At 60.2% G+C, this 12,713-nt stretch carries 12 protein-coding genes; 2 read left to right on the forward strand and 10 right to left on the reverse strand.

Features of this window, described 5'->3' with window-relative positions:
• Window positions 1-3 precede the first annotated feature (3 nt).
• The 8 genes from HU736_RS22190 to HU736_RS11435 all read right to left on the reverse strand — a co-directional run bounded on the left by HU736_RS22190 (window position 4) and on the right by HU736_RS11435 (window position 7,008).
• Window positions 4-2,493 (reverse strand): phage tail protein, encoded by a 2,490-nt coding sequence (locus tag HU736_RS22190; protein ID WP_186697708.1) that lies wholly within the window; start codon window positions 2,491-2,493, stop codon window positions 4-6.
• Window positions 2,486-3,094: a phage tail protein I gene (locus tag HU736_RS11405; RefSeq protein WP_186697705.1), complete on the reverse strand. Its 609-nt coding sequence runs from the start codon at window positions 3,092-3,094 to the stop codon at window positions 2,486-2,488. Before HU736_RS11405 ends, HU736_RS22190 begins: the two co-directional genes overlap by 8 nt.
• Window position 3,095: 1 nt before the next feature.
• Window positions 3,096-3,977, reverse strand: a complete 882-nt coding sequence (locus tag HU736_RS11410) for a baseplate assembly protein (protein WP_186697703.1) — start codon at window positions 3,975-3,977, stop codon at window positions 3,096-3,098.
• Window positions 3,974-4,300 (reverse strand): GPW/gp25 family protein, encoded by a 327-nt coding sequence (locus HU736_RS11415; protein ID WP_186697701.1) that lies wholly within the window; start codon window positions 4,298-4,300, stop codon window positions 3,974-3,976. Before HU736_RS11415 ends, HU736_RS11410 begins: the two co-directional genes overlap by 4 nt.
• A 100-nt stretch (window positions 4,301-4,400) precedes the next feature.
• Window positions 4,401-4,961, reverse strand: coding sequence for a phage baseplate assembly protein V (locus tag HU736_RS11420; protein ID WP_186697699.1), 561 nt, complete (start codon window positions 4,959-4,961; stop codon window positions 4,401-4,403).
• Window positions 4,958-5,458: a hypothetical protein gene (locus HU736_RS11425; protein WP_181088539.1), complete on the reverse strand. Its 501-nt coding sequence runs from the start codon at window positions 5,456-5,458 to the stop codon at window positions 4,958-4,960. The genes HU736_RS11420 and HU736_RS11425 overlap by 4 nt, the downstream gene beginning before the upstream one ends.
• 2 nt (window positions 5,459-5,460) lie before the next feature.
• Window positions 5,461-5,808, reverse strand: coding sequence for a phage holin family protein (locus HU736_RS11430; protein ID WP_101317309.1), 348 nt, complete (start codon window positions 5,806-5,808; stop codon window positions 5,461-5,463).
• Between the two features lie 462 nt (window positions 5,809-6,270).
• Window positions 6,271-7,008 (reverse strand): LexA family transcriptional regulator, encoded by a 738-nt coding sequence (locus tag HU736_RS11435; protein WP_103436346.1) that lies wholly within the window; start codon window positions 7,006-7,008, stop codon window positions 6,271-6,273.
• Window positions 7,009-7,184: 176 nt separating this feature from the next.
• Between HU736_RS11435 and mutS the strand changes: the two genes are divergently transcribed.
• Window positions 7,185-9,761 (forward strand): DNA mismatch repair protein MutS, encoded by a 2,577-nt coding sequence (gene mutS, locus HU736_RS11440; RefSeq protein WP_186697697.1) that lies wholly within the window; start codon window positions 7,185-7,187, stop codon window positions 9,759-9,761.
• 140 nt (window positions 9,762-9,901) lie between these two features.
• Window positions 9,902-10,225, forward strand: a complete 324-nt coding sequence (fdxA, locus tag HU736_RS11445) for a ferredoxin FdxA (protein ID WP_103436344.1) — start codon at window positions 9,902-9,904, stop codon at window positions 10,223-10,225.
• Window positions 10,226-10,721: 496 nt separating this feature from the next.
• Here fdxA and rpoS read toward each other — a convergent pair whose 3' ends face one another.
• Together rpoS and HU736_RS11455 are read right to left on the reverse strand one after the other, a co-directional pair.
• The gene (gene rpoS / locus HU736_RS11450) at window positions 10,722-11,729 is read right to left on the reverse strand and encodes an RNA polymerase sigma factor RpoS (protein ID WP_101317301.1); all 1,008 of its coding nucleotides are present in this window, start codon (window positions 11,727-11,729) and stop codon (window positions 10,722-10,724) included.
• 108 nt (window positions 11,730-11,837) lie between these two features.
• A complete protein-coding gene (locus tag HU736_RS11455) occupies window positions 11,838-12,692 on the reverse strand; it encodes a peptidoglycan DD-metalloendopeptidase family protein (protein ID WP_186697696.1) in 855 nt (284 codons plus the stop codon).
• Window positions 12,693-12,713 lie beyond the last annotated feature (21 nt).

The raw sequence follows: 12,713 nt of genomic DNA on the forward strand, positions 1-12,713 counted from the left end.
AGATCAGTATCCGATTGCAAAGTAGGAATTAGTCTGGGCCGCCGAGTTGGCGCTGAAGAACGTTGATTCTGTGGCTCCCCAGAACTCTGCTGCCTCAAAGGCTGACGAAAGATTGCCCCAAGGCGAACCCACCATGCTCAGGCACTTGGTGGGAAACGGGATCACGAAGTTTTTCTGAGTACCCGCAACAGCAGAAGACGGCACCGTGCCCCATTGAAAAACAAAACCACCTAGCCAAGTTGGCAAAATCAGGTAACCGTTTGACGTCATGCTCGCGGCAAAGCCAAAACGCATTCGTTTGGGCGTTACTACCGCAATTTCAGTAGCCCCCTGGTTGACCTCGGTTTGAGTGGCGATCGTCCCTGTCAGTAGCGGGTTGCCGCTCCACTTCAAGACTCCGGCGGCGTCCATGATCAATCGACCCGCCTTGCGAGCCGCCCAGTAAAACCCAATCCCCGGCGCGTATTCGTCGGTAACCTGGGCCGCACCTACTTCCTGAGCTTCGCGCATCACAAGGCCCACATCCAACGAGCCTATCCCTGCGGTAGGTGACGCCAATTGCGGCTGCTGCCTGCTTGCGTAATTGTTCTTGACCACCAACGCATCGGCGATGCCGTAGCCTGCCAACGTGGTTGCTTTATCGGCTTTCGCATCGGGATCAAAGTTGCCAGAGTGAAAGACCTTGCGAACCGGCTTGTACTCGTTGCCGGTATGGCCTCGGAACAGCAAACTTTCGTCGCGTCCGTAGAGCTGAAATCCGGAGCCGTTCTCGACACTTATTGTCAGCACGCAGCCTGCCGCCACGCCCAAGGCATTCTGATGCCCATTTGACGGGTTCTGATAGATCACCGAACTTTTGACCACCGACGCGATATCCGTCGGGACGCTGGTAAACAGTGGCAGCGCATCGACAATGCCATATCCGCCCAACGTGGTGCCTTTGTTTGCTTTGCTTGCCAGTGCGCTTGTCGTCGTGGTGGCAAAGTTGGGGTCATTGGCCAACGATGCGGCTAGTTTCTTGAGCGTGTCGAGCGTACCCGGTGCTGAATCGACTACGGCGGCAATAGCAGTTTGGACGAATGCGGTGTTGGCGATCTGCAGCGTGTTTGAACCCTTGGCTGCAGTTGGCCCTGTCGGAATACCTGTAAACCCTGGGCTTTCCAGATTCGCCAGCTCGAACGGCTCCTGCCAGGTTCCATCGTTGTTACTTACCCGCCCTAAAATCCGCTTTTGGTAGGGATAGTTGGCAATCTCGAACCCACGATTAGTGGCGTACGCCATACGCTGTACGAATACGAGCAGAGGGTATGGCGATATCACTGAGGGATAGTAGTAGTTGCCAGACGGCAGGCTGTTTAATTCCTCTTTAGTCGCAGGTATGGCGCCGCTGGTGGTATGGCCAAGACCATATTGAGCGTTGAATTGCGCCACCATACGGCGCGCCCAGTAAGTGTTAACCGAACTGTAGTCATTGGACTCAGGCGCAACTGTGGGTACCCGTGGGTTCCCAGTGAAGAGCGGGCTGTCCAACGCAGCCTTGAGCGCGAGCGCGGCAGTGACCTCAGCTTTGGTGTACACGTCCGTCAGACCGTAGCCAGCCACCGTGGTTGGATTGGCTGCAGCCGTGACGTGACCGTTCTTGTCGACCGTAACGCTACGGTAAGTACCGGCAGCAACACCGGTGCGGCCAAACACCATCTCAAAACTCAAGCCCGAAACGCCGAGGGAAATCAGGGCATCAGTGACCAACTGCCAAATGCTATCGCCGTTGGCCGTACCTTTCTCCACGTGCACCGAAAGCCCCGGCGTCACCTTAGCGCTGGTATCCGTGTCTGCAGACCGGGTCCAGGCCCCGGCAGCCACGCTATACAGCCCGTTGTCCTTCGCCGCGGTCTGATTCTTGACCAACACACGGTTGCCGGGCAGCAACGCCACCCCGTCGACCGTCTGCAGGCCGCCGAGGACGATGTTTGCCGTGGTGGCCGCTACCACCGAATGCTTGAAATCCTGCCTCGCCAATTCCTCGGTGACCCACTCCCGAGTGGCAAGTACCACGCTAGGATCAATCTTCAACTGGACGTTGCTGGCACTACTCACCACCAGGTTCATCCGCACCACTTGGGTACGTCCCGAGCCTTGACTTAGGAGCGGCTTGTAGGTCGGTGCACAATTTGCCACAGCGACCATGTCGCCATCCGCATCGTATAGGGCAATTTCGCGAATCCAGTGCCCACCCACCTCGGCAGGAATCACCTGCTCGGCGACGATAACCGCACTGTTCTTGTCATCTACCTTGAGTTGATTCAACGGCGCACGTCGCCACTCGTTGATTAGGCTGACCTGGGTCGCGTTTGGAGTTGGATCGTTGCCGTTGGCATCTCCCACCCCCAGTTGAGTAATCTTCCAAGCGATGCCCAACGCATCGGCATTAGCCTGTTTCGCCGCGCCCACATTAGTGAGAATGGCGTAGAACTGTGAATTCTGATCAACCATGAGCAATGTCCAAGATATCAATTGAATGTTCGCGACCACCACGACCGATGGTGCCGGTGACCGCAATGACCGATGAGGCGGGCGGAAAGACATCCAGCTCGTCGCCGTCCTGAATGGCGCAGCCCAAGTGCAGCGCGCCGCGGCTTTCAAGACTTATCACCAGACCTGTCAGGTGCCGGCTGACAGGCTTGGCGTCATCAATCAGCGCCGACAACTCGGCATACGTCTGCTCACTGATGCCCGCATCGGAAACGCCAATCTTCAAAGCGAAGGTTCCAGGCGCAGCAGCCGGCTTGGCCTGCCACCACTCCTCCACTTCAATCAGGTAGCCAAACGGCTCGACCACACGCCGAAGTGCGCCAAGGGTGCCTTTGTGGGCATGTACGAAGAACGACGAGCGAATCACCGAGCGTTTGATCGGGTCGCTCCAACTGTCGTCCCAGCGGTCGACCGACCAGGCCCAGGCAAGTTGATAGAGCAAGTGCGGCGGGCAGTTTTCGGGGCTGTAGAGCAGGCGCAAGTCGACCTTGAGGTCTTCATCGCCTGCGGCTTCGATGGCGCATTCCAGCGCGGTGCGGTTGAGCGGCAGCAGGCTGTCCATATCAGCCGCCCCGCTTCAGATCGAAGCCCGTGCACCACGCAGCCTGGGACTTGCTCGGGCGGATGTCGGCCCAGCCGCTGAGTTCAACCCGACTGACCCCGCCAATGTGCAGCTGTGCATCGATCCCGGAGCGTGCAACTTCGACGCCCAGGCGTCGACGCGGGTTGATCCAGGCTTGCAGCCGACGACGGCACTCGGCGAGCACCGCCTCCGACTCAGGGCCGCTGTCAGCGATGTAAAGGGTGGCATCAATGCGGTACGGCAAGACCTCGGCACTACGCACGCTGACGCGGTCGGCTACCGGGCGAATGTCATCGTCATTGAGGTACGCGGCCACCTGGGCCAGCAACTGCGCATCTGCTACACCGTTGCCCTCCAGGCTCAACACAGTGACATCGACGACCGCGGGCGACGGGCTCTCGGCGGTCGAGTCAGCGACCAGCCCCGAGGCGTTGCGAGCGTGCAGGATGTAACTGTTGCGCGGCCCGGCAGTGGTGAGCCCCTCGTAGACCAACTGCACCCGCTCGCGCAGTGCCGCGTCAGACTCGAACAGTGCCTCGAGCGGCGGTACCTGAGTCCGGTCTTCAGTCTGGATGAGTAAACGCTGCAGGCTGACATTGGCCGCTAATTGGTCGAGGTCGCTGCCTTGGGCGTAAGCCAACAGCAGTGCCTTGGCCGCGTCGTTGATGCGTGCCCGGTTGAGCAATTTGCGGTAGGCCCCGACCTCCAGCAGCTTGCAGACCGGGTCACTTTCAAGCTGTGCGGTCCAAGCGTCCCCCAGATGGGCGCGAAAGGTCTGCAGATCAGCCTGATACAAGGCCTCGTAATCGAGATCTTCGAGCAACTGAGGTGCTGGCAACCGGGCCAGGTCGACTTGGCTCATACCTGCACCTCGAGCGTGGCATCAGCGCCCAGGTAGCGGCCACGCAGGCTCATGCTGACCTGACCGCCGATTACCGCAATCACCTTGACTCGCTCCAATTGCAAACGCGGTTCCCAACGCCCCAGGGCACGGGCGACTTCAGCTTGGACTGCGCTTTTCCAACCCTCGTTGACCGGCAGGTCGACGTAGCGGCGCAATTGGCTGCCGTATTCCGGGCGCATGCGGCGGCTGCCCAGGGGAGTAGAAAGGATGTCTTCAATCGATTGACGCAGGTGGGCGATGCCGGCCAACGGCTGGCCGGTGCGCCGGTCCATACCGATCATGGCGCACCTCCAGGCGAGCACCGGACAGCGATGGCCGAGCCCCATGGGCAGGTTTGCATAGCAGTCTCCTGACAGAAAAAAACCCGCATCGGCGGGTCTGTTAATGTTTGTGATTGGCCGTATTGCCGGCCGTGTCGATGATCTGGCCGCCACCATTGATATCGCCGCTGACCACCAGCGGGCCCTTGATCGAGACGCTACCGGTGAAGGTGATCGCCGCTGCGTCAAGGCTGATGGCGCCGTCGCTGACCTGCAGCGTGCTGGCCCCGACCCGGATGCTGGCGTTACCGGTCGGCAAGTGGATGTCGTAGCGCCGAGCTTGCCAGTCGTAGGCGAGTGAGCCGCCATCGGCGAAATGCCACACTTCAAGGTGGTCACGGTTATCTGGTGGGCTCCCGGCATTGCCATACAGTCCCGGGAAAAACGTGCCCTGAGCCGGCTCGCCGCTGGGACTCAACAGCACACCCTGCTCGCCAATACTTGGCGCGCGCCAGTGGCGGGCCTGGCCTGCCGCCAGTGCATGCCAGCGCAACCAGGCGCTGCTCCAGCCGCTGCCATCCGAGACCCGTACCCGCGCAGCGGCAGGGTCCACCGCCACGACGCGGCAAGGGATGACCAGGCAGGCCAACATGCGGTCGTGCATTGAACTTGAGTAACTCATGACAGCTCCTGTGCAGGGAAGTAATTGCCCTCGTTGCCAGGGCCGGTTTCCGGGCTGATCCCCAGCATCAACTGCCCAGGCGGCTGGTCGGGCCAATCCCAGCGTGGCTCGCCGAGCAGCACCGGCTGGTCCCAGCGCACCGTCCAGCCACTGCCGTCGAACTGAGCCTCGACATTGCGGCTCGCTTCGACGAAATCCAGCTCCCAGAACTGCTGGCGCAGCACGTCGATCAATTGCGCTGCCAGGAGGCTGCCCTGCAGGCGCGCCTCGGCCTGGGCGCTATCCGCGGCGGTAATGTCCGCCTCGAAACTGGCGAGCAGCACCGAGCGCCCGTCGCGGGGGGCAGGATCGGCCGTCATGCGCACCACGCCATGGCGCAGTGCGGGTAATGCCGTGCTGTTTCCTACAGATGAATATGCATCGACTGACGCAAGTTCCGGTATCGCCTCACGAATGGTTGCGGTTACTGCCGCGTGTAAGGTTGTCAGTTCGCTCATGTTCAGGGCTCCTCTCGCACATCTGCCCGCGCGCCGTCGCGCAGCCCAAGCCGCTTGGCTGCCCAGCGCTCATAAAGGCCGATGGCAACATCTGCTCCCGCCATCGCCGTCAGGCAGCCAAAGGCGCTGGCGCTCCAGATCGACATGCCGCTGGCGTACAGCAGCATCACCGTCGACACGCCACAGATCATGCATGCCCCGGAACGCAGCGCCAGCCGGCGCACCAGCGACCAGCCTTTTGCTCCAGCCTTGTCGGCCCGCCACATTTCGCCGGAAACACCGCCCAGCAACGCTAGGACGATTACCAGCCAGAGCGGCATTTCCAGTAACGCTTGTTGCTCGTTCGTCACTGCCCTGTCTCCTGTGTGATGCCCGCCGACGACTGTCGACAGGTCGGTTTACGCTTCAACTCAGCATTCCAAAAAGCCCGCCATCGCCGGCTTTTCAGTAATGCGTGGTCAACCGCAGGCCACTACTGGTGACACCTGCGGTCATGTCCAAAACTGTTCACTCCGACCGCGGCCGCCTGCCCGCCGGAAAACTGTTCGTGGTGCTTTACGCTGCACACCCGGGCCAGTTGCCAACCCTCTGAACAGTTGAGGCCTGTTCATCGCTGCCTTTGCAACAACCGGTTTCTGCCCGGCTTGAGAAACACGTTATGCGCATATGCATATGCAGTCAATGCATTTATTCATAGGTTTTCACATGAGGATTTGCTGATATGCATGAGGGCCATGCATCACGCTGGCTGTAGGACTTTTCTGCAGGCGAAAAAAAACCCGCCGAAGCGGGTTTGTTCTGACGATATTCACTCAGCGGGCGTACATCCCCCACCAGAAGACGTGGCCCAGCAGGCTGATCTGCTCATCCTGCATCTGCTGGAAGGTGTAGTCCTCGTCGGGGTGCTCATCGCGGTTGAAGCTGCGCAGGCGGATGCCGGTTGGCAGGCGATATACCTGCTTCACACGTAACTGGCCGTTGTGATTGATGGCATAGAGGTCGCCATCGACGATATCGCCGATCGCACATTTACCGGTATTGACCCCTACCGTGGCGCCATCACGCAGCACCGGCAGCATGCTGTTACCGCGTACGGTCACGCACTTCGCGTTGTCGAACTGGACGCCATTGTGGCGCAGGCTGCGCTTGCCAAAACGCAGGCGCGCACGCTCGCTCTCTTCGATGACGAATCTTCCTGATCCTGCTGCCAACTCGACCTCGCGAAGAAAGGGCACGCTGACCTCGTCGTCCTCGACGGGGGTTTCGTCGTCCCACAGGCTGATATCGCTCATGTCGGCATGACCATGAGCCGGCTGCGCCGCTTCACGCGAATCGCCGAGTTCGGCGCGGCCACGTAACTGGTCGGTGCTGACGCCGAAATACTCGGCGATTTTGGAGACGTGTTTGTCTGACGGATCAACGATCTTTTCGCTGAGAATCCGCGAAAGCGTGGATTGGGGAACGCCCGTGCGCCGGTGCAGCTCCGTCGGAGACAGGCCGTGGCGGTCGAGCAAGGTCTTGAGTACGGAGGCTACGTTGCGTTTTTGCATAAGCCGCATAATGCAACGAGTTGTGCGCAAATGCAATTGATGCGGCAGCGCACGGGCCAGCCAGCGCTTGGCAGAGCGCGGCAATCCAATGGCGTATCGTCCCTGCATCGCTGGGCAAAAGTCTGTAACATTGCCGGTTTCAAAATCGCCCACCGAATCACGCTGTAAGGCCCCGAATGTCTGACCTCTCCGCGCACACTCCAATGATGCAACAGTACTGGCGGCTGAAAAATCAGCACCCGGACCAGTTGATGTTCTACCGCATGGGCGATTTCTACGAGATCTTCTACGAAGACGCGAAGAAAGCCGCCAAGCTGCTGGACATCACCTTGACCGCGCGCGGTCAGTCGGCCGGCCAGTCGATCCCGATGTGCGGGATACCGTTCCATTCGGCCGAGGGCTACCTGGCCAAGCTGGTCAAGCTCGGCGAGTCGGTGGTGATCTGCGAGCAGATCGGTGATCCGGCGACCAGCAAGGGCCCGGTCGAGCGTCAGGTGGTGCGTATCATCACTCCTGGCACGGTGAGCGACGAGGCGCTGCTCGATGAGCGCCGCGACAACCTGATTGCCGCCGTGCTCGGCGATGAGCGGCTGTTCGGCCTGGCCGTGCTGGACATTACCAGCGGCAACTTCAGCGTGCAGGAAATCAAAGGCTGGGAAAATCTGCTGGCCGAGCTTGAGCGGATCAACCCGGTCGAGCTGCTGATCCCGGATGACTGGCCACGCGACCTGCCGGCCGAGAAGCGCCGCGGTTGCCGGCGCCGTGCCCCGTGGGACTTCGACCGCGATTCGGCGCGCAAGGGCCTGTGCCAGCAGTTCGCGACCAAGGACCTCAAGGGCTTTGGTTGCGACAAGCTGACCCTGGCGATCGGTGCCGCAGGCTGCCTGCTGACCTACGCCAAGGAAACCCAGCGCACCACCCTGCCGCACTTGCGCAGCCTGCGCCACGAGCGCATGGACGACACGGTGATCCTCGATGGCGCCAGTCGGCGCAATCTGGAGCTGGACATCAACCTGGCCGGCGGCCGCGACAACACTCTGCAATCGGTCATCGACCGTTGCCAGACCGCCATGGCCAGCCGCCTGCTGAGCCGTTGGCTGAACCGTCCGCTGCGCGACCAGAAGGTGCTGCAAGCGCGTCAGGAATCGATCCGCTGCCTGCTCGACGGCTATCGCTATGAAAAGCTGCAGCCGCAACTCAAAGAGATTGGCGACCTGGAGCGGATCCTGGCCCGGATCGGCCTGCGTAACGCCCGTCCGCGCGACCTGGCGCGACTGCGCGACGCCCTCGCCGCCCTGCCTGAGCTGCAAAATGCCATGGCTGACCTGGAGGCGCCGCACCTGGCCCGCTTGGCGGCAATCACCGGCACTTACCCGGAGCTGGCCAGCCTGCTCGAGCGAGCCATTATCGACAACCCGCCGGCGGTAATCCGCGACGGTGGTGTGCTCAAGACCGGCTACGACAGCGAGCTCGACGAGTTGCTGGCCATGAGCGAAAACGCCGGCCAGTTCCTGATCGACCTGGAAGTGCGGGAAAAAGCCCGCACCGGCCTGCCCAACCTCAAGGTGGGCTACAACCGGGTGCATGGTTACTTCATCGAGCTGCCCAGCAAGCAGGCCGAACAAGCGCCTGCCGACTACATCCGTCGGCAGACCCTCAAGGGCGCCGAGCGCTTCATCACGCCAGAACTGAAAGCCTTCGAAGACAAGGCGCTGTCGGCCAAGAGCCGGGCTCTGGCGCGCGAGAAGATGCTCTACGATGCGCTGCTGGAAAACTTGATCGGTCACCTCGCGCCGCTGCAGGACAGCGCCGCAGCACTGGCCGAGCTGGACGTGCTGAGCAACCTCGCCGAGCGCGCTCTGACCCTCGACCTGAACTGCCCAAGCTTTGTTGACGAGCCCTGCCTGCGTATCGAGCAAGGCCGCCACCCCGTGGTCGAGCAGGTGTTGACCACGCCGTTCGTGGCCAACGACCTGGGCCTGGACGACAGCACGCGCATGCTGATCATCACCGGCCCGAACATGGGCGGTAAATCGACCTACATGCGCCAGACCGCACTGATCGTGCTGATGGCGCACATTGGCAGTTTCGTCCCGGCGGTGCGCTGCGAGCTGTCGCTGGTCGACCGCATCTTCACCCGTATCGGCTCCAGTGATGATCTGGCCGGCGGCCGTTCGACCTTCATGGTCGAGATGAGCGAGACTGCCAACATCCTGCATAACGCGACCGACCGCAGCCTGGTGCTGATGGATGAAGTCGGCCGTGGCACCAGCACCTTCGACGGCCTGTCGCTGGCCTGGGCCGCCGCCGAGCGCCTGGCGCAACTGCGCGCCTATACCCTGTTCGCCACGCATTACTTCGAATTGACGGTACTGCCCGAGAGCCAGCCGCTGGTGGCCAACGTGCATCTGAACGCCACCGAGCACAACGAACGCATTGTCTTCCTGCACCACGTCCTGCCAGGCCCTGCCAGCCAGAGTTACGGCCTGGCGGTGGCGCAACTGGCCGGCGTACCCGGCCCGGTGATTCAACGTGCACGCGAGCACCTGAGCCGACTGGAAACTGCCAGCCTGCCTGGCGAGGCTGTAACCAGCCCAGGTAAAGTTGTGCCTGACCCGCATGTCCCGCACCAGAGCGACTTGTTTGCCAGCCTGCCGCATCCTGCCATCGACAAGTTGGGCAAGCTCGACCTGGATGGCATGACCCCGCGCCAAGCTATCGAAATGCTATATCAACTGAAGAACCTGTTATAACGGCTGCCTGCGCAAGCTGGTAGAATCCCGCGCGGTTTGCTGGTGCTGCAGGTTATTAGCCTGGCCTGCAGCCACATACCTGTGAACCGTGCTGCCCTGCAAGGAAGGGCATGCAGCCGTTGCCTGAGGAGAAAATTAGAATGACCTTCGTCGTCACCGACAACTGCATCAAGTGCAAATACACCGACTGTGTGGAAGTGTGTCCGGTGGACTGCTTCTATGAAGGCCCGAACTTCCTGGTCATTCATCCGGACGAGTGCATCGACTGCGCGCTGTGCGAGCCAGAGTGCCCGGCACAGGCGATTTTCTCGGAAGACGAAGTGCCTGCCGGCATGGAGAACTTCATCGAGTTGAACGCCGAGCTGGCGGAAATCTGGCCGAACATCACCGAGCGCAAAGATGCCATGGCCGAGGCTGAAGAGTGGGATGGCAAACCTGGCAAGATTGCTGATCTGGAACGCTGATACGCTTGGCGCATCTGGTTCGAACAAAGCGGCCCTCGGGTCGCTTTTTTTGTGCCTGGCGAGAACCGCGAGCTCAAATCGCAGGCAAAAAAAGGGGCGGTATGACCCGCCCACATTTTTTTCCGTAGTCCCTGCTTGTCCCTGTACATCATCCTGATGAATCGCGTCCTGCGATGTCCTTGGCCTTCATCCTGAAAGCCTGTGCCTGTCCGTTGGCACAGTTCAGATACTAGCGATTTCAGCGGAACAGACAACGTGGAGATTTCTCTGATTGTTACAGCGGACATATTTCCACATGCCTGATAATTCTTTATTTATCAGCTAGTTACGAATTTATCACTACTGAAAACGACAATGATTTACTTACCCATAGGCCAATTTCCTACGCTGGCCGTAAGCAATCTCGTACGTTAGCTGCAACAAGGGTGGCAACTACAACATTCTCAAGGCGAAAAAAACGCCCCGACAAATCGGGGCGTTGTTCGACGCAGTCACGCTACTGGAACAGCGACTCGCTGGACAGACCGTTCTTCTCGAGAATCTCGCGCAGACGCTTGAGCCCCTCGACCTGAATCTGCCGAACCCGCTCACGGGTCAGGCCAATCTCCAGGCCGACATCCTCAAGGGTGCTGCTTTCGTGGCCGCGCAGGCCAAAGCGGCGTACCACCACTTCACGCTGCTTGTCGGTCAGCTCACCCAGCCACTGATCGATGCTTTGCGACAGGTCATCGTCCTGCAGCAGTTCGCATGGGTCGGTCGGGCGATCATCGGTAAGGGTATCGAGCAGGGTCTTGTCGGAGTCAGGCCCCAGGGAAACATCGACCGAAGAGACCCGCTCGTTGAGCCCAAGCATGCGTTTAACCTCGGCAACCGGCTTCTCAAGCAAGTTGGCGATTTCTTCGGGGGACGGCTCGTGATCGAGCTTTTGCGTCAGCTCACGCGCAGCGCGCAGGTAGACGTTGAGTTCCTTGACCACATGGATCGGCAGGCGAATGGTGCGCGTCTGGTTCATGATGGCGCGTTCGATGGTCTGACGAATCCACCAGGTGGCATAGGTGGAGAAGCGAAAGCCGCGCTCTGGGTCGAATTTCTCTACCGCGCGAATCAAGCCAAGGTTGCCTTCTTCGATCAAATCGAGCAGCGACAGGCCGCGATTGACGTAACGACGGGCGATTTTCACAACCAGACGCAGGTTGCTTTCGATCATGCGCTTGCGACCTGCAGGGTCGCCTTTTTGCGAAAGCCGTGCGAAATGCACTTCTTCTTCGGGAGAGAGCAACGGCGAGAAGCCGATCTCATTGAGGTACAGCTGAGTCGCATCGAGTGCCCGAGTATAGTCGATGTACTTGTGCTGTTTGAGCGATGAGGCCGATTTGGCCTTGGTCCGAACCGCAGATACAGCAGGTTCGTCTGACACCACATCCGTTTCCAAAACGATGCCGGTCTCCATCAGGAGAAGGTCATCGTCGATGTCAAACTCCGGCACTTCTTTGCTGAGAGCCATTGTTATAGTCCTTTGCTGAGTTCGAACTCAGACTCTAGCGGCACCTGATTCCGTGGCAGCGCTGGAGCCTGTCCCCTCTACATCCAAGGAACAGGCCGGGTGCAACATTCAACGACGTGGCAAGAACTGGAGCGGATCGACGGGTTTGCCCTGACGGCGGATTTCAAAATGCAGTTTCACCCGGTCAGTGCCCGTGGACCCCATTTCAGCAATAGCCTGCCCTGCCTTGACCTGCTGCCCTTCCCGTACCAAAAGCCTGCGGTTGTGACCGTAAGCACTGACGTAGGTATCGCTGTGTTTGATGATGATCAGTTCGCCGTAGCCCCTTAATCCACTCCCGGCGTATACCACTGCACCACCAGACGCAGCAAAAACAGGCTGTCCCAAATCACCGGCGATATCAATGCCTTTATTCAAACTACCGTTTGAAGCAAATTTTCCAATTAATACGCCGTTGGCGGGCCATGTCCAGCCGCCAGCCGTACGCTCTGCGGCGGGGACTGTGGTGACGGTCGTGGTGGTGCTCGATGGAGCGCTGGTTATCACCTTGCCACCACTGACGGACGGTACAGGTGTGCCCACCGGGCGCCGGGTAACGGTGGTCTTGCTCGAAGACGAAGGGCTGGAAACCACGGTGGTACTACCGGTCGAACCACTGTTGAAGCGGATCGGCTGACCAGGGCGAATGGTGTAAGGCGCCGGAATGTTGTTGCGCGCGGCCAGCTCCTTGTAGTCCCAGCCGTAGCGGAAGGCGATCGAGAACATCGTGTCGCCCGGTTTGACGATGTATTGACCAGTGGTCACGGTCGGCCGCTTGGGCGCTGCGTTGTTGCGGTCCACCACCCGGGCGCTGCTCGAGCCGGTACTGGAACAGCCCGTCAGCAGCGTGCCCATGGCCAGTGCCACCATCAGGAGCTTGAAAAACGACCGATCCTTGCGCTGCAGACTGATTGTGTGACCCACCCGCGCTCCCCTCATGGTGCC

Origin of the sequence: Pseudomonas shirazensis, assembly GCF_014268785.2 — a bacterium.
Classification (GTDB): domain Bacteria; phylum Pseudomonadota; class Gammaproteobacteria; order Pseudomonadales; family Pseudomonadaceae; genus Aquipseudomonas; species Aquipseudomonas shirazensis.

Excerpts from the sequence above, each read along its gene's own strand:
- mutS (WP_186697697.1), top strand. The coding sequence starts at position 7,185 with ATGTCTGACCTCTCCGCGCACACTCCAATGATGCAACAGTACTGGCGG.
- HU736_RS22190 (WP_186697708.1), bottom strand. The coding sequence starts at position 2,493 with ATGGTTGATCAGAATTCACAGTTCTACGCCATTCTCACTAATGTGGGC.
- HU736_RS11420 (WP_186697699.1), bottom strand. The coding sequence starts at position 4,961 with ATGAGTTACTCAAGTTCAATGCACGACCGCATGTTGGCCTGCCTGGTC.
- HU736_RS11425 (WP_181088539.1), bottom strand. The coding sequence starts at position 5,458 with ATGAGCGAACTGACAACCTTACACGCGGCAGTAACCGCAACCATTCGT.
- HU736_RS11405 (WP_186697705.1), bottom strand. The coding sequence starts at position 3,094 with ATGGACAGCCTGCTGCCGCTCAACCGCACCGCGCTGGAATGCGCCATC.
- HU736_RS11410 (WP_186697703.1), bottom strand. The coding sequence starts at position 3,977 with ATGAGCCAAGTCGACCTGGCCCGGTTGCCAGCACCTCAGTTGCTCGAA.
- fdxA (WP_103436344.1), top strand. The coding sequence starts at position 9,902 with ATGACCTTCGTCGTCACCGACAACTGCATCAAGTGCAAATACACCGAC.
- HU736_RS11435 (WP_103436346.1), bottom strand. The coding sequence starts at position 7,008 with ATGCAAAAACGCAACGTAGCCTCCGTACTCAAGACCTTGCTCGACCGC.
- rpoS (WP_101317301.1), bottom strand. The coding sequence starts at position 11,729 with ATGGCTCTCAGCAAAGAAGTGCCGGAGTTTGACATCGACGATGACCTT.
- HU736_RS11415 (WP_186697701.1), bottom strand. The coding sequence starts at position 4,300 with ATGATCGGTATGGACCGGCGCACCGGCCAGCCGTTGGCCGGCATCGCC.